This is a genomic window from Pseudomonas sp. B5(2017), assembly GCF_002112825.1.
In the GTDB taxonomy this organism is placed as follows: Bacteria; Pseudomonadota; Gammaproteobacteria; order Pseudomonadales; family Pseudomonadaceae; genus Aquipseudomonas; species Aquipseudomonas putida_Z.
In genome coordinates this window covers 120,710-139,755 of the sequence record NZ_NEIR01000001.1, presented here as the reverse complement: position 1 = coordinate 139,755, position 19,046 = coordinate 120,710, and the positions used below count along the sequence as shown (strand labels likewise).

The 19,046-nt window shown below is 64.6% G+C and carries 16 protein-coding genes; 9 read left to right on the top strand and 7 right to left on the bottom strand.

Translation table 11 applies throughout. The features are described from left to right. Window positions 1–29: 29 nt before the first annotated feature. Together CAG00_RS00690 and CAG00_RS00685 are read right to left on the bottom strand one after the other, a co-directional pair. A complete protein-coding gene (locus CAG00_RS00690) occupies window positions 30–2,390 on the bottom strand; it encodes a DNA polymerase II (protein WP_085663180.1) in 2,361 nt (786 codons plus the stop codon). Between the two features lie 153 nt (window positions 2,391–2,543). Continuing rightward, window positions 2,544–3,464, bottom strand: a complete 921-nt coding sequence (locus CAG00_RS00685) for a LysR substrate-binding domain-containing protein (protein ID WP_085592215.1) — start codon at window positions 3,462–3,464, stop codon at window positions 2,544–2,546. Between the two features lie 159 nt (window positions 3,465–3,623). Here CAG00_RS00685 and CAG00_RS00680 point away from each other — a divergent pair, with 159 nt between their 5' ends. From CAG00_RS00680 to CAG00_RS00645, 8 genes are all read left to right on the top strand, one after another. Next, window positions 3,624–4,412, top strand: a complete 789-nt coding sequence (locus CAG00_RS00680; protein WP_025338492.1) for a YqcI/YcgG family protein — start codon at window positions 3,624–3,626, stop codon at window positions 4,410–4,412. Window positions 4,413–4,414: 2 nt separating this feature from the next. Continuing rightward, the gene (locus CAG00_RS00675) at window positions 4,415–5,041 is read left to right on the top strand and encodes a LysE family translocator (protein ID WP_025338491.1); all 627 of its coding nucleotides are present in this window, start codon (window positions 4,415–4,417) and stop codon (window positions 5,039–5,041) included. A 39-nt stretch (window positions 5,042–5,080) separates the two neighbouring features. Beyond that, complete coding sequence (locus tag CAG00_RS00670) at window positions 5,081–6,163, top strand: hypothetical protein (protein WP_085663179.1); 1,083 nt, start codon at window positions 5,081–5,083, stop codon at window positions 6,161–6,163. 138 nt (window positions 6,164–6,301) lie between these two features. Then, entirely contained in the window at window positions 6,302–6,997 is a 696-nt protein-coding gene (locus CAG00_RS00665; protein ID WP_075044645.1) for a sel1 repeat family protein, read from the top strand. A gap of 223 nt (window positions 6,998–7,220) precedes the next feature. Beyond that, window positions 7,221–7,913, top strand: coding sequence for an AzlC family ABC transporter permease (locus tag CAG00_RS00660; RefSeq protein ID WP_013971958.1), 693 nt, complete (start codon window positions 7,221–7,223; stop codon window positions 7,911–7,913). Next, window positions 7,910–8,224, top strand: coding sequence for an AzlD domain-containing protein (locus CAG00_RS00655; protein WP_085663178.1), 315 nt, complete (start codon window positions 7,910–7,912; stop codon window positions 8,222–8,224). Before CAG00_RS00660 ends, CAG00_RS00655 begins: the two co-directional genes overlap by 4 nt. After that, window positions 8,221–9,054, top strand: coding sequence for an AraC family transcriptional regulator (locus CAG00_RS00650; RefSeq protein ID WP_025338486.1), 834 nt, complete (start codon window positions 8,221–8,223; stop codon window positions 9,052–9,054). Before CAG00_RS00655 ends, CAG00_RS00650 begins: the two co-directional genes overlap by 4 nt. A gap of 72 nt (window positions 9,055–9,126) precedes the next feature. Continuing rightward, the gene (locus tag CAG00_RS00645) at window positions 9,127–9,354 is read left to right on the top strand and encodes a hypothetical protein (RefSeq protein ID WP_003260451.1); all 228 of its coding nucleotides are present in this window, start codon (window positions 9,127–9,129) and stop codon (window positions 9,352–9,354) included. Window positions 9,355–9,481: 127 nt separating this feature from the next. Here CAG00_RS00645 and CAG00_RS00640 read toward each other — a convergent pair whose 3' ends face one another. From CAG00_RS00640 to CAG00_RS00620, 5 genes are all read right to left on the bottom strand, one after another. Beyond that, window positions 9,482–9,964, bottom strand: a complete 483-nt coding sequence (locus tag CAG00_RS00640; RefSeq protein WP_085663177.1) for a copper chaperone PCu(A)C — start codon at window positions 9,962–9,964, stop codon at window positions 9,482–9,484. Further along, the gene (locus CAG00_RS00635) at window positions 9,965–10,573 is read right to left on the bottom strand and encodes an SCO family protein (protein WP_024086651.1); all 609 of its coding nucleotides are present in this window, start codon (window positions 10,571–10,573) and stop codon (window positions 9,965–9,967) included. 340 nt (window positions 10,574–10,913) lie between these two features. Beyond that, window positions 10,914–11,498: a Fe-S biogenesis protein NfuA gene (gene nfuA / locus CAG00_RS00630; protein WP_003250416.1), complete on the bottom strand. Its 585-nt coding sequence runs from the start codon at window positions 11,496–11,498 to the stop codon at window positions 10,914–10,916. Window positions 11,499–11,556: 58 nt separating this feature from the next. Next, window positions 11,557–12,591: an acyltransferase gene (locus CAG00_RS00625; protein WP_085663176.1), complete on the bottom strand. Its 1,035-nt coding sequence runs from the start codon at window positions 12,589–12,591 to the stop codon at window positions 11,557–11,559. 234 nt (window positions 12,592–12,825) lie between these two features. After that, window positions 12,826–15,126 carry a fatty acid cis/trans isomerase gene (locus CAG00_RS00620; RefSeq protein WP_025338484.1) on the bottom strand — a complete coding sequence of 767 codons (2,301 nt, stop codon included), beginning with the start codon at window positions 15,124–15,126 and terminating at the stop codon, window positions 12,826–12,828. A gap of 183 nt (window positions 15,127–15,309) precedes the next feature. Between CAG00_RS00620 and metH the strand changes: the two genes are divergently transcribed. Next, a complete protein-coding gene (gene metH, locus CAG00_RS00610; protein WP_085663175.1) occupies window positions 15,310–19,017 on the top strand; it encodes a methionine synthase in 3,708 nt (1,235 codons plus the stop codon). Window positions 19,018–19,046 lie beyond the last annotated feature (29 nt).

Below are 19,046 nucleotides of genomic sequence, written 5' to 3'. Positions count from 1 at the left end.
AAGCGATTGGCTAGATAGCTACCACCTCTTCAGAACAGCGCCAGCTGCTGGCCGGTCAACCCTTCGAAACTGTCGCCAACGAAAGGCAGGATGGCATCGGCCACCGGCTGCAGCTGCCGCGTCAGGTAATGCTCGTAGTCCACCGGCACTTGCAGGTTTTCCAGGGGTTCGGGGCCCGCCAGGGTGATCAGATAGCTGATCCAGCCGCCGCGCTGGTATTGCAACGGGCGGCCAAGGCGGCGGTTGTAGTCATCGGCCAGCCGGGCCGCACGCACGTGCGGTGGCACATTGCGCTGGTAATCGGCTAGCGGCCGGCGCAAACGCTTGCGGTACACCATCAGCTCATTCAGCTCGCCCGCCAGGGTGCGCCGTACATAATCGCGCACATACGCCTGGTAAGGCTCCCCGCGGAATATCCGGCCATAAAGCTCCTGCTGGAACTCCCGGGCCAGCGGCGACCAGTCGGTACGCACCGACTCCAGGCCCTTGTAGACCATCTGCTCGCTGCCATCGGCCCGCTGCACCAGCCCGGCGTAGCGCTTCTTGCTGCCTTCGTCCGTGCCGCGGATGGTGGGCATCAGGAAGCGCCGGTAATGCACCTCGAACTGCAGCTCCAGCGCGCTTTCCAGGTTCATCTGCTCGCACAGGTGTTCGCGCCACCACTGGTTGACCTGGGCCACCAGCTCACGGCCGATGCGTGCTGCAGCCTCCTCGCCGTGGGCGCCCTTGAGCCAGACGAAGGTGGAGTCGGTATCGCCGTAGATCACCTCGTAGCCCCTGGCTTCGATCAGCGCACGGGTCTGGCGCATGATCTGATGGCCGCGCATGGTGATCGACGAAGCCAGGCGCGGGTCGAAGAAGCGGCAGCCGCTCGAACCCAACACTCCGTAGAAGGCATTCATGATGATCTTCAGCGCCTGCGACAGCGGCGCGTTGCCCTCGCGCTTGGCCGCTTCCCGGCCCTGCCATACCCGCTCGACGATGGCCGGCAGGCAATGCTCGCTACGGGAAAAACGCCCCCCGCGGAAGCCTTCCACCGAGTGTTCATCGTCGGGCAGGCGCAAGCCTTCGACCAGCCCCACCGGGTCGATCAGGAAGGTACGAATGATCGACGGGTACAGGCTCTTGTAGTCCAGCACCAACACCGAGTCGTACAGGCCCGGGCGCGAATCCATGACGAAGCCACCGGGGCTGGCTTCGTCGGGGCGGCTGCCGAGGTTGGGGGCGACGAAGCCCAGGCGGTGCATCTGCGGGATGTACAAGTGGCAGAACGCGGCCACCGAACCACCGCTGCGGTCCACCGCAAGGCCGGTGACCGAGGCCCGCTCCAGCAGGAATTCGAGCAGGCGGGTGTGGGCGAAGATGCGCGTCACCAGCTCGCAATCCTTGAGGTTGTAGCGCGCCAACGCCGGCTTGTCCTCGGCGAAGCGGCGGTTGATTTCATCCATGCGCTGGTACGGCGTGTCGATGGCCTTGCCTTCACCGAGCAAGGTCTGGGCGACACTTTCGAGGCTGAACGACGGGAAGCTCCAGGTCGCCGAGCGCAGCGCCTCGATGCCGTCGATCAGCAGCCGCCCCGGGGCATCGGCGAACACGTGGCCACCACCGGCATGGCTGCGCAAGGTCATCGGCGCGCCATTGCGTCCCAGTGCCAGCGGTACCTGCAGCAGCTTGGCGTACTCATGCAGCAGGCGCAGGTCGAACTGGATCAGGTTCCAGCCGATGATTGCATCCGGGTCGTGCTCGGCCATCCACTGGTTGAGGCAGGCCAGTATGTCGGCGCGGTCGGCGCAGTAGTGCAGGTCGAAGTCGAGGTCATCAGCCGTGCCGTTGGCCGGCCCGAGCATGTACACCTGGCGCTGGCCACAGCCTTCCAGGGCAATGCTGTACAGCTCGCCCCGCTCGCTGGTCTCGATGTCCAGCGACACCAGGCGCAGCGGCGGGCGATAACCCGGCAGGGGCTTGAGCTGGGCATCGCAGAGCACACCCTGGGCATCCGGTTGGCCGGTGAACTGCACCGGGGCGGTGATGAAGCGCTCCATCAGGTAGCGCTCGGGCGGGCGAATATCGGCTTCGAACACCTCGATACCGGCCGTGCGCAGGCGTTGCTCCAACTGCATCAGTTGCCGGTGCTGGCGGCAGTACAGGCCCAGCACCGGGCGCTGGTCAAAGTCCTTCAGCTGCAGCGGCCGCAACTCGACACCGGCTTCGTTGGCCAGCAGCACCCGCGCGTGCGCTTCCTGCTCCTGGGGGATGAATGCCACCGATACCTGTGGCGCCAGGCGCAGCTGCCGTGGCCCCTGGTCGGTGGCCAGCCAGAATTCCACGCAGGTGCCTTCGGGCGTGTCATGCCAATGTCGGGTCAGGACAAAGCCCTGCTGCAACTCCACCGCGTCGACCTCTGAATCGTTTGTTGTGCTGATTGCGGGATTCTACCGCTGACGCACCGTCGCAGCGCATTTTGTTGGGCCCCGCAGGTGTTTGCCGAAATATTTTCAGCGCCGGGCGCTTGCCGGCGGCCGGGCGTTTGCTCGAACGCGTGTTCAACCGTACAGGTAATTGATGTCCTTGCAGGCCAGCGGTGGCACCTGGCCTAGCAGGAACTCGCGCAGCTTGTGCATCTGCCGCGCCTTGGGGCTGGCCTTGAGCCAGGTCATGTAATAGCCGTCGCCGGTGGCCACCGCGTGCTTGAACGGTGTGACCAGGCGCCCGGCCAACAGGTCGGCGCTGGCCAGCACCAGGTCGACCACCGAAATACCCAGGCCTTGCTGTGCGGCCGAGATGCCCTGGTCGAGAGTATCGAACACTTGCCCGTGATCGATGCTGATGTCCAGCGCATCCATGCGAGCCAGCCAGCGCCGCCAGTCTCGTCGGTCAGGGGACGGGTGCAGGAATTCGCACTGGGCCAGGTCGGCAAGGACCGGTTGAGCCTGGGCCATGTAATCCGGGTGGCACACCGGGATCAGCCATTCATCGAACAGCTTGAAACTCTCGATATCGGCGGGAAAACGCCCGTTGGCCAGGAGGATCGCACAGTCGTAGGGCTCGGAGTAGAAGTCCACGCTGTCGATGTCCATCCACACGCTGGACAGCTGCACGCTGCAGTTGTCCTCGACCTTCTTGAACGCATCCAGCGCCCGCAGCAGCCAGCGCACGGTCAGCGTGGACGGCGCCTTCAGACGCAGGCCGTAGCGGTCCTGACGCAGCAGGGCGCAGGCATTTTCGATGATCTTGAAGCCAACCTTGAGTTCCTGCGCCAGCAGGCGGCCGTGCTCGGTCAGGGCCAGCTTCGGCCCGCGGCGTTCGAACAGGTCGCAGCCGAACATGGCTTCGAGGGTCTTGATGTGGTGGCTGACGGCGCCCTGGGTCAGGGCCAGCTCTTCCGCGGCACGGGTAAATGAGCCATAGCGAGAGGCCACCTCGAAGGCACGCAGCGCGTGCAAAGCCTGAATCCGTTCCGACATGGCGACGCCCTGAGCATGAGTAAGACTAATAGTAGGTCATAGTTCCACGCGTTTTACAACGCCAAGGACGTCTCGGAAAATGCGGGTAAATAATAAACATAACCAAGATCCTGCCTGCATGTGACTTGAACGTTCATCAAATTTACGCCTGGGGAAATCATGTCGACGGGTTATGGAACTTGCTATCGCCTGGATGCGCTAGAGCTGGCCGCTGACCATGTGCGCAACGCGCGACATTGGACCTACAAAGCCGTAGAACATTTTCGCAGTGTCCTCGCCAACCCCGAGTTTCCCTGCCTGTTCGGCCGCAAGGCGGTAAACGGCGCAACCTGCCACATCCTCTTCGCCCGCGCCGGGCAGCTGGCCGATGACATCGCCATGGGCCTGGCCGACTACGTGCGCACCGTCACACCTATCCCACCCAAGCAGCGTATCGGCAGCCCACTGGTGGTGTTTCTCGAAACTGCCGCCGACTACACCCTGGCCGAGCAACAGGCGCTGGCCTGGAAGGTGTTGCGTGGCGTGCACGCGCGCGACCCGCATCCCTGGCCGCAGGGCATCCCGACCGACCCCGACGACAACGCCTGGTCGTTCTGCTTTGCCGGCATGCCGCTGTTCATCAACATGAACTTCCCCGGCCACCAGCAGATGAAAAGCCGCAACCTGGGGCCACACATCACCTTCGTCATCAACCCGCGGGCGAACTTCGACGAAGTGGCCAACGTCAACACCGAAAGCGGCCATCGTATCCGCGAACGCATCCGCGAGCGCGTGCACCACTACAACGACGGCGTCATGCCCGACACCCTTGGTTTCTTCGGCGATGCCGACAACTACGAGTGGAAGCAGTACCAACTGCAGGAGGCAGGGTCGCTCAACCCGTCCCGCTGCCCGTTCCACGCCCATGCCGTACAGCCGGCAACACCCGACATACTGATCGAGACCTGACCGTGAATACCGCACTCACCGCTACCTACGCCCTTACTGTCCTGCTACTGATCGCCACCCCCGGCCCGGTGGTGGCACTGATCGTCAACACCGCGGCCGCCTCCGGCTCACGCAAGGCCATGTTCACGGCTGTGGGTACCAACTGGGCATCACTGGTGCTGATCGGCGCGGCGGCCTGGATCATCCTCACCAGCGCCGCCATCGACAAGGCCTGGCTCAGCGCCATGAGCCTGCTGGGTTGCCTGTTCATCGGCTACATTGCCGTCGGCACGCTGCGGGACGCCCTGCAGGCGCCGGCAGCCGAGGCACCGGGCGAGCTCGCCAAGCCTGGCCGCGGCGGGCTGCTGCAAGGTTTCATGGTGGGTATTTCCAACCCGAAGGACATCATCTTCTTCATCGCCTTCTTCCCGCAGTTCATCCAGATCACCGAATCGTTCGGCAAGAGCATGGTGGTGCTGTCGATGCTGTGGGTGGCCATCGATTTTGCCGTGCTCAGCCTGTACATCTTCGCCATCGGCAAGATCGCCTCGCAGCGCAGCAACCGCATGATCAGCCTGGCCTCGGGGGTCGCCCTGCTGCTGATCGCCGCCGGCGGCCTGCTGTACAACGTCAAGGAGCTGGCGGCCTGAACGTGACGCAAGGTGCCCGCTGCAACAGAAGGAGAACCCATGACCGCGACTGACACGACCCCGTCGCCTTCGCCGTTGCAACAGGACTACCAGCGCTTTCTGCTGCTGGGCAGCCGGCGTGCCCCGCACACCGTGCATGTGCACGAAACCGGCTACCGCTCCGGCACCATCAACACCGATGCCCTGGGCCTGCGCTACAGCCATTGCGCCGGCAAGCGCTTTTCGGCAGCCGAGCGCGGTGGTGCGTCACGCATCAACCTGCTGGTCGGGGGCTCCACCGCCCTGGGCATCGGTGCCAGCTCCGACGAACACACGGTGGCCTCGCACCTGTCGATGCTGACTGGCGAAGTCTGGCTGAGCCTGGCTGGCTGCGGGCTCAATGCCAGCCAGGAGCTGCTGATGTTCCTGACCCACCAGCACCGCCTTGGCCAGCTCGGCCATGTGGTGGTGCTCAGCGGCCTCAACACCCTGGCCCACGAAGCCCTCTGCGAAGTCCTCGCCAGCCTGAGCGACCCGCGGCACGCCAAGGCCTACCAGGATTTTCTCAACAGTTTCAGCGAAGGCATGCAGCCCACGGCGGCGCCCCGCCGGCAATCGCTGTGGCGGCGCATCGGCCAGGCATTGGCCACGCCCTCGGTCGCAACACCTGCCACCTGGCCGCTGTCACCCCCGGAAAAGCGCCTGGCCCGTGCCGCCGACAGCATTGGCCGGACCTTGCGCCAATGGGACCGGCTGCTGGCAGACAGCCATTCCACCCTCACCTTCATCCTGCAGCCGTTGCTGCCCTGGTGCCGGGATAGCCTGCCCGCTGGCGAGCAGGCCATGCTGGACGCGCTACAGCGGCGACCGGCGAATTTCGACCGGCTGCTGGACGGCGCGTTCGACAGCCAGTTGCACTCGGCCTTCTTCCGTCGCATCAAGAGCCAGGCCGACCCGGTGCCCTGCTATGACATGAACTGCATGCTCAGCAGCTCGCCGGTGTTCGGCGCCGACCTGTTCATCGACCGCCTGCACCTGAACGACCTGGGCAACAATGCCCTGGCCAAGGTCATTACCGCCAAGCTTGGCCTGGCCCAGGAAAAACATGCCCAGCGCAAGGTCACGCCGATCAAGCTCGTCTGACAGTTGCCAGGTGGTCTTCCGGCCAGGCCCCTTGGGTGGCTAGAATAGGCCGTCGTTCCGATCTGCCCGAGGCGCACGCTTGACCGCCATGAACATCGAAGCCATCCATCAGTACCTGGCACCCCATGGGGCTTGCCTGTGAGCCGCATGCTTCGCTTGCCCCCACTGTTGATCGCCCTGATGCCGCTGGCCGCGCACGCGCTGGAAGTGCGCATCGACCCTCATGCCGACCTGCTCTACCGCCAGGCCTTGCCCCTGCTGGAGCAGGCCGACAGCCAGGACGACGGCGCCAGCACGCTGCGCACGGCCATCGGCGGCGACCCGGAGCTCAGCCGCCAGGGCCAGGCCATGGCCCACACCCTGCCGACAGCCGTCGCCTTGCTGAAAAAGTCCGTGGAGCTGGGCCACCCGGTCGCACAGTACCGCCTGGCGCTGTACTACATGACCTACCTGCCCGCCGCGCAAATCCCGGATGCCGCCTGCCCGCTGCTCGAAGCCAGCCTCAGACAGGGCTTTGCCGCGCCGGCGCCGGCCATCGCCACCTGGTGCCCGCCCTATAACGTCAGCAGCGAGTACCGTACTGCGCTGGAGGCCATCCCCAACATGGCCACCGTATATGCCCCCTACTACCCGCAACCGGCCACGCGCCTGGCCTGCAACCGCAACCGGCCACAAGGCCTGGAAATGCAGTGGGGGCGCCAGCGTGACTACCAGGCCGAGGTATACCGCCTGCTCGGCGACCTCGACCCGCAGCACCGCCAGAGCCTGCTGCAGAAGGCCGTGGACACCAACGGCTGCGTGACAGCGCAGCAGCACCTGACCAGCCGTCCTTAACACGGACACGGCTCCCGTGTAGGAGCGGCCTTGTGTCGCGATGGGGCGCGCAGCGGCCCCGGCAATATCTGCGGCGAAGCTGAAATCCTGGGGCCGCTGCGCGCCCCATCGCGACACAAGGCCGCTCCTACAAGGGACCGTGCCAGGCATAGCAAGATCGTTCAAGCCATCCCCCGCCCCGTCTGGCATGCTGGCCTGCCAACGTACACGCACTGCAGCCACCATGCCCCACATCGCCCGCCAAGCCTTTCTCCACGGCGCCATCGCCATTCTCCCGTTGTCCCTGGCCGTCGCCCCCTGGGGCCTGCTGGCCGGCTCCATGGCCATCGAGGCCAACCTCAGCGCCTGGGAGGGGCAAGGGCTGTCGGCCATCGTCTTCGCCGGTGCCGCGCAACTGGTGGCGATCGGCATGCTCAAGGGCGGCGCCAACCTGGCGTCGATCCTGCTGACCACCCTGCTGCTGACCTCGCAGCACCTGCTGTATGGCCTGACGATGCGCCCGGTGCTGTCCAGCCAGCCGCTGCGCTGGCGGCTGGGCCTGGGCTTCCTGCTCACCGACGAGTTCTTCGCCCTGACCAGCCAGTACGACCAGCAGCAGTTCAACCGCTGGTACGCCCTGGGCGTGGGCCTGACCTTCTACGTCGCCTGGAACCTGTTCACCCTGGCCGGCATCCTGCTGGGGCAGAACATTCCGCACCTGGACCAGCTCGGCCTGGACTTTTCCATTGTCGCCACCTTCGTCGCCCTGATCGCGCCGCTGGTGCGCAACCTGGCCACGCTGGTGTGCGTGGCGGTGTCGCTGTTCTGTTCGGTGCTGTTCAGCTACTGGCACTGGGAAACCGCCCTGGTGGCCGCAGGCCTGCTGGGCATGAGCGCCGGTTTCGTCTGCCAGAAATTCGCCGGAGCCCGCGCATGACCTGGGTCCTGATTCTTGCCATGGGCGCCATCGTGTTCCTCAACCGCTATGCGTTCCTGGAGCCGCGCCTGCCCTTGCGCCTGAGCTCCAACGCCCGGCAGTTCCTCGGTTTTGCCGTGCCGGGCATGCTCACCGCAATCTGCGGCCCGATCATCTTCATGCCCGAGCACCTGTTGAACCTGAGCCTGCTCAACCCCTACCTGCTGGGTTCGCTGGTGGCCATCGCCCTGGTGCTGTTGACCCGCAGCGTGTTGCTGAGCATGCTGGTGAGCATGTTGATCTTCTTCCTCCTGCGCAGCTGGCTGGCATGAGCACGCCCCTGCGCGAGCAGACACACCTCTGGCAGGCGCCGGCACTGGGCGACGTCGAGATGCTGCACGCGCGCTATTTCCAGCAGCGCTTCGCACCGCATGTGCATGAAGGCTATGTGTTCACCGTGATCGAGTCAGGCGCCCAGCGCTTCTGGCATCGCGGCAGCGAGCACCTGGCGCCGGTCGGCAGCATGGTGCTGATCAATCCCGACGAGCTGCACACCGGGGCCACCGCCCACGAAGCGGGCTGGCGCTACCGAGGGTTCTACCCGGAACATGAACGGGTAACCGGGGTGCTCGACGAACTGGAACTGGGCCGCCACGGCATGCCCAGCTTCAAGGACAGCGTGATCCACGACCCGGCCCTGGCGCTTGCCTTCAGCCAGTTGCACCAGCTGTCCGAAGCCGGCGCCAGCGCCCTGCAGCAGCAGACCGCCTGGCGCCAGGCGGTGCTGGCCCTGGTGCAACGGCACGGGCAATGCGCCGAACCTGCCGCCCCTGGCCACGAACCGCTGGCAGTGGCCCGCGCCCGTGAGCTGCTGGAAAGCCAACTGGCCGACCCGCCCTCGCTCGAGGCCCTGGCGGCGGCGGTCAACTTGTCACCATTCCATTTCGCCCGGGTGTTCCGCCAGGCCACCGGCCTGCCGCCACATGCCTGGTTGAAGCAGCGGCGCCTGGCCCGTGCGCGGGAAATGCTAAAGCGTGGCTGGGCTGCCTCGGAGGTGGCGTTCGACCTGGGCTTTGCCGACCAGAGCCATTTGAGCCGGCAGTTCAAGCAGGCCTATGGGGTAACGCCAGGGGCTTATCGCAGCGCCTGCCTGCAAGGCTGAGCTGCGACAGCCGGCCTCAGGCAGGCCGGCCAGCCACTGCTACACTGACAAGGCTGAATGGAGGATCCTGCCATGTCCGAAAGAGAGCTCACTACCCTCCTGTCGCTGATGAACCAGCGCCAGGCCTGCCTGAGCAGTGCCTGCAAGGAGATAGCCGACTGGATCGACCGGCAGGGCGACGTGCCCGCCGCCGGCAAGATCCGCGCAAGTCTCAAGGCCCTGGAGGCCGATGAGGCCCAGGTCCGCAAGACCTTGACCTCGCTGACCCTCGACAGGCCGCTGCCCAAGTTTCGCAGCTGATTGAACCGGGGCTGCCTGGCAGCCCATCGCGACACAAGGCCGCTCCCACAGGGGATGCGCGTTCTCCTGTGGGAGCGGCCTTGTGTCGCGATGGGGCGCAAAGCGCCCCCCAAAGGGTTCAGCCTGATCAGTGCTTCATGTGCATGTGATCATGCCCACCGCCCGCCTCGGCGTTGAGCGCACGCACTTCGGCCTGTACGTCCAGGGTTTCCTTGGCCCCCTTGGCATCTTCGATGGTCAGGGTCAGCGGCACTTTCTCGCCTTCCTTCACCTGGTTGTTCAGGCCCATCAGCATCACATGCAGGCTGTTCGGGTCGAGGGTTACGGCCTTGCCGGCCGGCAGCTCGACCGCCTGGACCTCACGCATGCCCATCACATCGCCGTTCATGGTCATCTCGTGCACCTGCACGGTCTTGGCCACAGGCGAAGCCACGCCCACCAGCTTGCTGTCGCTGCTGGCGGTCAGGGTCATGAAGGCACCGGTGGACTGCTGGTGCGGCACGGTCGCCCGCACCCAGGCGTCGCTCACGGTGGTCTGGGCCAGGGCCGGCAGCGCCAGGCCCATCAGGACCAGGGCAGCCAGGCCGTGCTTGATCGGTTGCATCGACATTCAGCAGATCTCCATCAGGGTGACCAGGTCTTCGGCGCATTCCTGGGCGGTCAGGGAATGGCCCAGGCTCAGGCGCAGGGTGCCACGCGTATCGTAGACGTAGCTGGTGGACGAGTGAGAGACGGTATAGGTATCACCCGCCGGGACTTTCTCGTAGAACACCTTGAACTCTTTGGCCACCGCGGCGATTTCCTCGGGGGTGCCGGTCAGCGCGGTGAACGACGGGTCGAACGCCTTCACGTAGGCGTCGAGCACTTCGGGGGTGTCGCGCTCCGGGTCCAGGGTAATCAACACAACCTGGAACAGGTCGCGATCGCGACCGCGCAGCAGCTTGCGGATTTGCGCAGCGCGCGCCAGGGTGGTCGGGCACACGGCCGGGCACTGGGTGAAGCCGAAGAAGATCATCGGCATGCTGCCGTAGAAGCTCGACAGGGTGCGCACATTGCCTTGGGTGTCCTTGAGGCTGAACTTGCGCCCAAGGATTTCGTTGCTCATGTTCTTGCCGTACTTGAACTCGAGCCCCCGGGCCGGGCTGCAGCCTGCGAGCAGGCCAAGCCCGAGAACGCCCATCCCGGCGACAACTGCGCGCCGGGTATATAGATCATTCATGAAACCATCCTTTACAGGGAAGGTGCCGGCCCTCGGGACGGGCCGGTCGAAAAACCGGGGCATTCTGGCACGACACCCCGAGGGGTTCTACCCGACGAAGGCAAGGATCGGCTGCAGCCCTTTGAATACGGGCTGCGGCCTGTTGTCGCAGGGGTTGAAACGGTAACACTTTGTTGCTAAGGAAGTGGGTTCAACGCGATCCCTGCAGGAGCGGCCTTGTGTCGCGAAAGGGCCGCGAGGCGGCCCCGGCAATACCAGCTTCGCCGCCAATATCCCGGGGCTGCTCCGCAGCCCTTTCGCGACGCAAGGCCGCTCCTACACACGACAGAGCGCGTCAGCCTCAGTAGTAGGCGTTCTCTTTCTGGCTGTGGTCAGTCACGTCACGCACGCCCTTCAGCTCGGGAATACGCTCGAGCAGGGTACGCTCGATGCCTTCCTTCAGGGTCACGTCGGCCTGGCCACAACCCTGGCAACCACCACCGAACTGCAGCACGGCGATGCCGTCGTCGACCACATCCACCAGGCTCACCTGGCCGCCGTGGCTGGCCAGGCCGGGGTTGATCTCGGTCTGCAGGTAGTAGTTGATGCGCTCGTTGATCGGGCTGTCTTCGTTGACCATCGGCACCTTGGCGTTCGGCGCCTTGATGGTCAGCTGGCCACCCATGCGGTCGGTGGCATAGTCGACCAGTGCGTCTTCCAGGAACGGCACGCTGACCGCGTCCAGGTAAGCGGTGAAGCTCTTCAGGCCCACGGCGGTGTCGTCAGGCTTCTCTTCGCCCGGCTTGCAGTAGGCGATGCAGGTTTCGGCGTACTGGGTGCCCGGCTGGGTGATGAAAATGCGAATGCCGATGCCAGGCGTGTTCTGCTTGGAGAGCAGATCGGCCAGGTAGTCATGGGCGGCGTCGGTAATGGTTATAGCGCTCATGTAGGTTCCTCACAGACTTGCGGCCAAGTGTACGCCAACCCGGCCTTCGAACAAAGTCCTAGTATTTGACTCGGGAAAGCGCATATTCAGGGGCCTGCCCCCGTGGCGCCGCCAGCCAGGCCTGCATGCGCCGGTACAGGCCGCGCTCCAGCCACTGGTAGCTGAACCACGACATTAGTCCAATGGACGGCACGCACAGGGCGAACACCAGGTACGGGTTCAACTGCAGGCGCTGGCTGGCGAACCAGCCTGCGTACAGCACCAGCACATGGACCAGGTACACCGAATACGAACAGTCACCCAGCGCCTTGAGCAGCCGGTTGCCGCGGAACACCGGCTCCAGGGCGACGAAGGCCAGCACGATCATTGCGCTCGGCACGCCCCAGTGCAGCAAGCGCCGGGAAGCGTCCAGGTGGTAGATGGCAAGGCTTGCAACCGCCAGCAATGCCAACGGCAGCCAGCGGCCCTGGTGGATCAGCCCGCGACGGTGCAGCACGCCCAAGCCGATGCCGAGCAGGAATTCGTAGATGATGTCGTTGCTGTAGAAGCGGCTGAGCACGCCCAGTCGGCCCAGTATCTCGCTGGCCAGCAGCAGCGCGGCGGTGACCAGCAACTGGTGATGACGCTGGCGCACCAGGAAGGCCAGGCCGAACAGCAGGTAGAAGAACATCTCGAAGTTCAGCGTCCAGCCCACGTTCAGGGTCGGGTACAAGCCGTAGCCACCGGGGTTTTCCGCCGGAATGAACAGCAGCGACAGCAGCAGATGGTGCCAGCTGAATGCCTGGTGCGGCATCCATTGGCTGAAGGCCAGCAGCAGGGTTGCCATCAGCGCCGTGTAGAACCAGTAGGCCGGGACGATACGCAGCGCCCGGTTGAGCAGGAACTGGCGAGGCTCGATGGCCTTGTCGCAAGTCGACAGGTAGATGACCAGCCCGCTGATGACGAAGAAGATGTCGACGCCTGCGGCGCCGCGGTCGGTGAGCAGTTGGCCGATGGGGCCGGAGGCTTGGAAGTCGAAGAAGATCTGCATGAAATGGTGGCAGACCACCACCCAGGCGGCGAACGCCCGCAGTGCTTGAAGCGAATACAGCATGGAGTACCCTGCGATTGCCGGTGCATTGAGGCCTAGGCTCGAATGCAGGGGCGAGCGCTACGCGCTCGTTCGCGGGTAAACCCGCTCCCACAGGGTTAGCGCTGACCTCGAGAGCGGTGCCATACCTGTGGGAGCGGGTTTACCCGCGAAGGGCTGCAAAGCAGCCCCTTGCAATCGATCCGGACCACCCAGCAAGTCCGACCGCAGGGTAATCGGAAAGGTCAGCCCAACCGATCAGAGGTTCTCGTAGCGGTTCATGTCCAGCACGCCCGCCTCGACCGGTTCGGTCTCCTTGATGAAGCTGTTCAGGTCATGGAAATAGCGCCAGAACTCTGGGTGACTGCGACGCACACCCCAACGCATGACGATGCGCTCGAACCTGGCCGGGTCATCTTTCGCATACTCCATGTCCTCGACGAACTCCGGCACATCCTTGGTCGGGATGTTGAAGATGAAGTTGGGGTAGCTGCTGAGCACGCCCGGGTACAGCGTCAGGGTATCCAGCCCCGGCTGGTAGCGGTAAGCCTCGCCCAGCAGGAACGCCACGTTGCTGTGCGCGCGATTGCGCAGCAGGCTGTACACCTGGCGCTGGCCGCCCTGCCCTTCGATGCGCAGCATGGTCGCTTCGGGCAGCTGGTTGATCACCTTCAACCCGGCAGCCGGGCGCGACACCAGGCGGCTGAGCGACTGCTCGGCATTGCGGAACTCTTCGCTCACCTGCGGCCGCGAGCAGAATGCGCCCTGGCAGCGGTTGATCGGGTCAGGCGCGGCATTCAGGCTGCCGGTACGCTGCAACAGCTTCAGGCCGAAGTCGCGCTTGGGGTTGCGCGGGTCGAGCTGGATGCCGCTCGGGGTGTCGGTGTCGATGTCTTCATAATCCATCCACATCTTCACCTTGCCGCTGTTCTGGTACCAGTCGCCGAGGATCGCCTTGCGCTGGTCGGCCGGCATCAGGCGCAGGAAGTTGACCTCGGCGCCGTTGCGGATCAGGTCGAAGTACAGGCGCGTCTGCAACTGGTGCGAGACGTTGCCGAACACATCGAAGTTGACCGCCAGCTGGTAATAGGTGCGCTCGAACAACGGGTAGTCGAACAGCCACACGGTCAGCGGCACATCACCGATCAGGCCTTTGGTCACCGAGGCGCTGTCGAAGTGGCGGAAAATGCTCAGCAACGCGTTGTCGTTACCGGCCCACAGCGTCGCCCAGCCTGGTGCCGGCATGTCGGCATAGGCTTCGCGGCGCAGTTTTTCGTACTCGTTGCGCTTGTCACGGTAGGCGTGCCACAGGCTCAGCACGCTGCCCACGTCATCGATCTGCCCAGGCATGGCCAGCAGCGGCGTGGCCTCGCCACGGTACTTGGCATCGGTGATGTAGCGGTCGTGGGCCGGCTCCTGGAACAACGCCCAGAAGTTGTCGCGGATCACGTCGGTGGCGATCTGCCCACGGCATACCGGGCCACGGATGAAGGTGCGCACGAAGTACTCGGCGTTATCCAGCATGAACTGGTAGCGCGCCACGGCCGGGATCGCTTCGAAGGTTTCGAACGGGTTGGCCCGGTGGCGCGGGCCGTAGCCTGGCAGCGCGGTGGCATGCCAGTCGCCGGCGTAGAACAGTTGCTTGACCCGCTTGAGCTTCTGCGGCCCCATCGGGTAGGTGATGTGCGTCTTGTGCACGATCACGCCCTGCACCGGGATCAACCGGTAGTAGAAGTCGGTGCCCGGCGGGTCGTTGGGGCGGCGCGTGGCGATCAGGTCGACCGGCTGGCCGCTCGGTGTACGCGAACGTACCCACTGGAAGAAGTGGCCCTGCTCGCCACCAACGAAATAGATGTGCGCCAGGAACAGGTGCTCGTACAGCCAGCGGCCGACCAGCGCCTCGGTGGAGCCCGGGCGGTTGAGCAGCTCTTCCCAGTCGGCAATCTGCTTGGCTTCGGCCGCACTTGGCTTGATCGGCTGGTACTCGACCGGCGCACCGGCGGCCAGCCAGCGGCGCATGGTGTCGTATTCCTTGTCGGTCAGGCCGGTCACCGCCAGTGGCATGCCTTCCTTGGGGTGGGCGCCGGCATAGGCATCGAACTCATGCGGCAACGGGCACATGTTGTTGCGGTTCAGGCCCAGGACGATTTCCTCGGGCAGCTTGGCGTTGGGCGTGAGCGGGGTCTTGTGCCCCAGCTCGAGCATGCGCGCCATCAGCGCAGCCTGGCTGCCCTGGTTGTCGAGCACCGAGTAGAAGCCCTTCTTGCGCCACTCGCCCTCGCTGTGGGCGTCGTAGAACAGCCGCGTGGTGGGCACTGCCTTGCTGCGCTCGCCCTGGTACACCGGAACCTTGGTGGCGCCGCGCACCGCACCTTCGGGGCTTTCCAGCTTCAGCTGGCAGGCGGCGTCGTTGCAGGCGTGGCAGGCCACGCATTTCTCGGTGAAGATCGGTTGAATGTCCCGGGTGTAGGAAATAGCCGGGCTCGACTGGGGGGCTTGCCCGAACGCCACACTGCTGATGAGCAGGGCGAAAACGCCGGCAAGAATACGATGCACCATGTGCGGAAAGTCCTGGGTATTGAAAGCCATCACGATTTGTTGCCTGGTCGTCCTTGGGTGCCCTGCTTCGCCGACGCCCGCCCAACATGAGCCATTTTCATGCAAATGGGCGATGCGCCTAAAAACCGCGCAGCTTTGTTATGATTCTGCACCTTCTGAAATTTGCCCGACCAGGTAGTTCCTATGTCCGACCGCAGCGCTCGTCTCCAAGCACTCCAGAACGCACTCAAAGAGCGCATCCTGATCCTCGACGGCGGCATGGGTACTATGATCCAAAGCTACCGGCTCGAGGAACACGACTATCGTGGCACGCGTTTCGCCGATTGGCCAAGCGATGTCAAGGGTAACAACGACCTGTTGCTGCTCAGCCGCCCGGATGTGATCGCCGCCATCGAAAAGGCCTACCTGGATGCCGGCGCCGATATCCTCGAAACCAACACCTTCAACGCCACGCAGATTTCCCAGGCCGACTACGGCATGGAGTCGCTGGTCTACGAGCTGAACGTCGAGGGCGCGCGCATCGCCCGCCAGGTGGCCGATGCCAAGACCCTGGAAACCCCGCACAAGCCGCGCTTCGTCGCCGGCGTGCTCGGCCCTACCAGCCGCACCTGCTCGATTTCCCCGGACGTCAACGACCCCGGCTACCGCAACGTCACCTTCGACGAGCTGGTAACGAACTACATCGAGGCCACCCGCGGCCTGATCGAGGGCGGCGCCGACCTGCTGCTGATCGAGACCATCTTCGACACCCTCAACGCCAAGGCGGCGATCTTCGCCGTGCAGCAGGTGTTCGAGGAAGACGGCATCGAACTGCCGATCATGATCTCCGGCACCATCACCGACGCCTCGGGCCGTACCCTGTCGGGCCAGACCACCGAAGCGTTCTGGAACTCGGTACGCCACGCCAAGCCGATTTCCGTGGGCCTGAACTGCGCCCTCGGCGCCAAGGACCTGCGCCCGTACCTGGAAGAGCTGGCGACCAAGGCCGACACCCATGTCTCGGCCCACCCCAACGCCGGCCTGCCGAACGCCTTCGGTGAATACGACGAAACCCCGGCGGAAATGGCCGTGGTGGTCGAGGAGTTCGCCGCCAGCGGCTTCCTCAACATCATCGGCGGCTGCTGCGGCACCACCCCTGGCCACATCCAGGCCATCGCCGAGGCCGTGGCCAAGTACAAGCCGCGCGAGATTCCGGAAATTGCCAAGGCCTGCCGCCTGTCGGGCCTGGAGCCGTTCACCATCGACCGCCAGTCGCTGTTCGTCAACGTCGGCGAGCGCACCAACATCACCGGCTCCGCCAAGTTCGCCCGGCTGATCCGTGAAGAGAACTACACCGAAGCCCTGGAAGTCGCCCTGCAGCAGGTCGAGGCCGGCGCCCAGGTGATCGACATCAACATGGACGAAGGGATGCTCGACTCCCAGGCCGCCATGGTCCGCTTCCTCAACCTGATCGCCGGCGAGCCGGACATCTCGCGCGTGCCGATCATGATCGACTCGTCCAAGTGGGAAGTGATCGAAGCGGGCCTCAAGTGCATCCAGGGCAAGGGCATCGTCAACTCCATTTCCATGAAGGAAGGCGTCGAGCAGTTCAAGCACCACGCCCGCCTGTGCAAGCGCTATGGCGCTGCCGTGGTGGTGATGGCCTTCGACGAAGTCGGCCAGGCCGACACTGCCGCGCGCAAGAAGGAAATCTGCCAGCGCAGCTACGACATCCTGGTCAATGAAGTGGGCTTCCCGCCGGAAGACATCATCTTCGACCCGAACATCTTCGCCGTCGCCACCGGCATCGAAGAGCACAACAACTACGCCGTCGATTTCATCGAGGCCTGTGCCTACATCCGCGACCACCTGCCGCACGCCCTGAGTTCGGGCGGTGTGTCCAACGTGTCGTTCTCGTTCCGTGGCAACAACCCGGTGCGTGAAGCCATCCACTCGGTGTTCCTGTACCACGCGATCCAGAACGGCCTGACCATGGGTATCGTCAACGCCGGCCAGCTGGAGATCTATGACGAGATCCCGGCTGCCCTGCGTGAAAAGGTCGAGGACGTGGTGCTCAACCGTACCCCGCATGGCACCGACGCACTGCTGGCCATCGCCGACGACTACAAGGGCGGCGGCGCAACCAAGGAAGTGGAAAACGAAGAGTGGCGCTCGCTGCCGGTGGAAAAACGCCTGGAGCACGCGCTGGTCAAGGGCATCACCGCGTTCATCGTCGAAGACACCGAGGAATGCCGCCAGCAGTGCGCACGCCCGATCGAAGTGATCGAAGGCCCGCTGATGAATGGCATGAACGTGGTCGGCGACCTGTTCGGCGCGGGCAAGATGTTCCTGCCCCAAGTAGTCAAGTCGGCCCGCGTGATGAAACAGGCGGTAGCACACCTGATCCCCTTCATCGAAGCCGAGAAAGGCGACAAGCCGGAAGCCAAGGGCAAGATCCTGATGGCCACGGTAAAAGGCGACGTGCACGACATCGGCAAGAACATCGTCGGCGTGGTGCTGGGCTGCAACGGCTATGACATCGTCGACCTCGGCGTGATGGTGCCGGCCGAGAAGATCCTGCAAACCGCCCGCGACGAGAAGTGCGACATCATCGGCCTGTCCGGCCTGATCACGCCGTCGCTGGACGAGATGGTCCACGTTGCCCGCGAAATGCAGCGCCAGGGCTTCCAGTTGCCGCTGATGATCGGCGGCGCCACCACCTCCAAGGCGCACACCGCGGTCAAGATCGAGCCCAAGTACAGCAACGACGCCGTGGTCTACGTCACCGACGCCTCGCGTGCGGTGGGCGTTGCCACCCAGTTGCTGTCCAAGGAGCTGAAAGCCGGCTTCGTCGAGAAGACCCGCCAGGAATACGAAGAAGTACGCGAGCGCACCGCCAACCGCAGTGCCCGCACCGAGCGCCTGAGCTATGCCCAGGCTATCGCCGCCAAGCCGCAGTACGACTGGGCTGGCTACCAGCCAGCGGTGCCCTCCTTCACCGGCGTCAAGGTGCTGGAAGACATCGACCTGCGCACCCTGGCCGAGTACATCGACTGGACCCCGTTCTTCATTTCCTGGGACCTGGCCGGCAAGTTCCCGCGCATCCTCACCGACGAAGTGGTCGGCGAGGCGGCCACGGCGCTGTACAAGGATGCCCGCGAGATGCTCGACAAGCTGATCGACGAAAAGCTCATCAGCGCCCGCGCGGTGTTCGGCTTCTGGCCGGCCAACCAGGTGGCCGATGACGATATCGAGGTGTACGGCGAGGACGGCCAGGCCCTGGCTACCCTGCACCACCTGCGCCAGCAGACCATCAAGCCGGACGGCAAGCCCAACTGGTCGCTGGCCGACTTCGTCGCGCCGAAGGCCAGTGGCGTTACCGACTACGTGGGCGGTTTCATCACCACCGCCGGCATCGGTGCCGAGGAAGTGGCCAAGGCCTACCAGAACAAGGGCGACGACTACAGCTCGATCATGGTCAAGGCCCTGGCCGACCGCCTGGCCGAGGCCTGTGCCGAATGGCTGCACGAGCAGGTGCGTAAAGAGCACTGGGGTTATGCCCGCGACGAACACCTGGACAACGAGGCGCTGATCAAGGAGCAGTACCGCGGCATTCGCCCGGCCCCCGGCTACCCGGCCTGCCCGGACCACACCGAGAAGGAAACCCTGTTCCGCCTGCTTGACGGCACTGCCATCGGCGAGACCGGGCCGAGCGGCGTGTTCCTCACCGACCACTTCGCGATGTTCCCGGCGGCGGCGGTCAGCGGCTGGTACTTTGCCCACCCGCAGGCGCAGTACTTTGCCGTGGGCAAGGTCGACAAGGACCAGATCGAGCGCTACAGCGCGCGCAAGGGCCAGGATGTGAGTGTCAGCGAGCGCTGGTTGGCGCCTAACCTGGGTTACGACAGCTAAGACCCTTGGGGCCGCTTTGCGGCCCATCG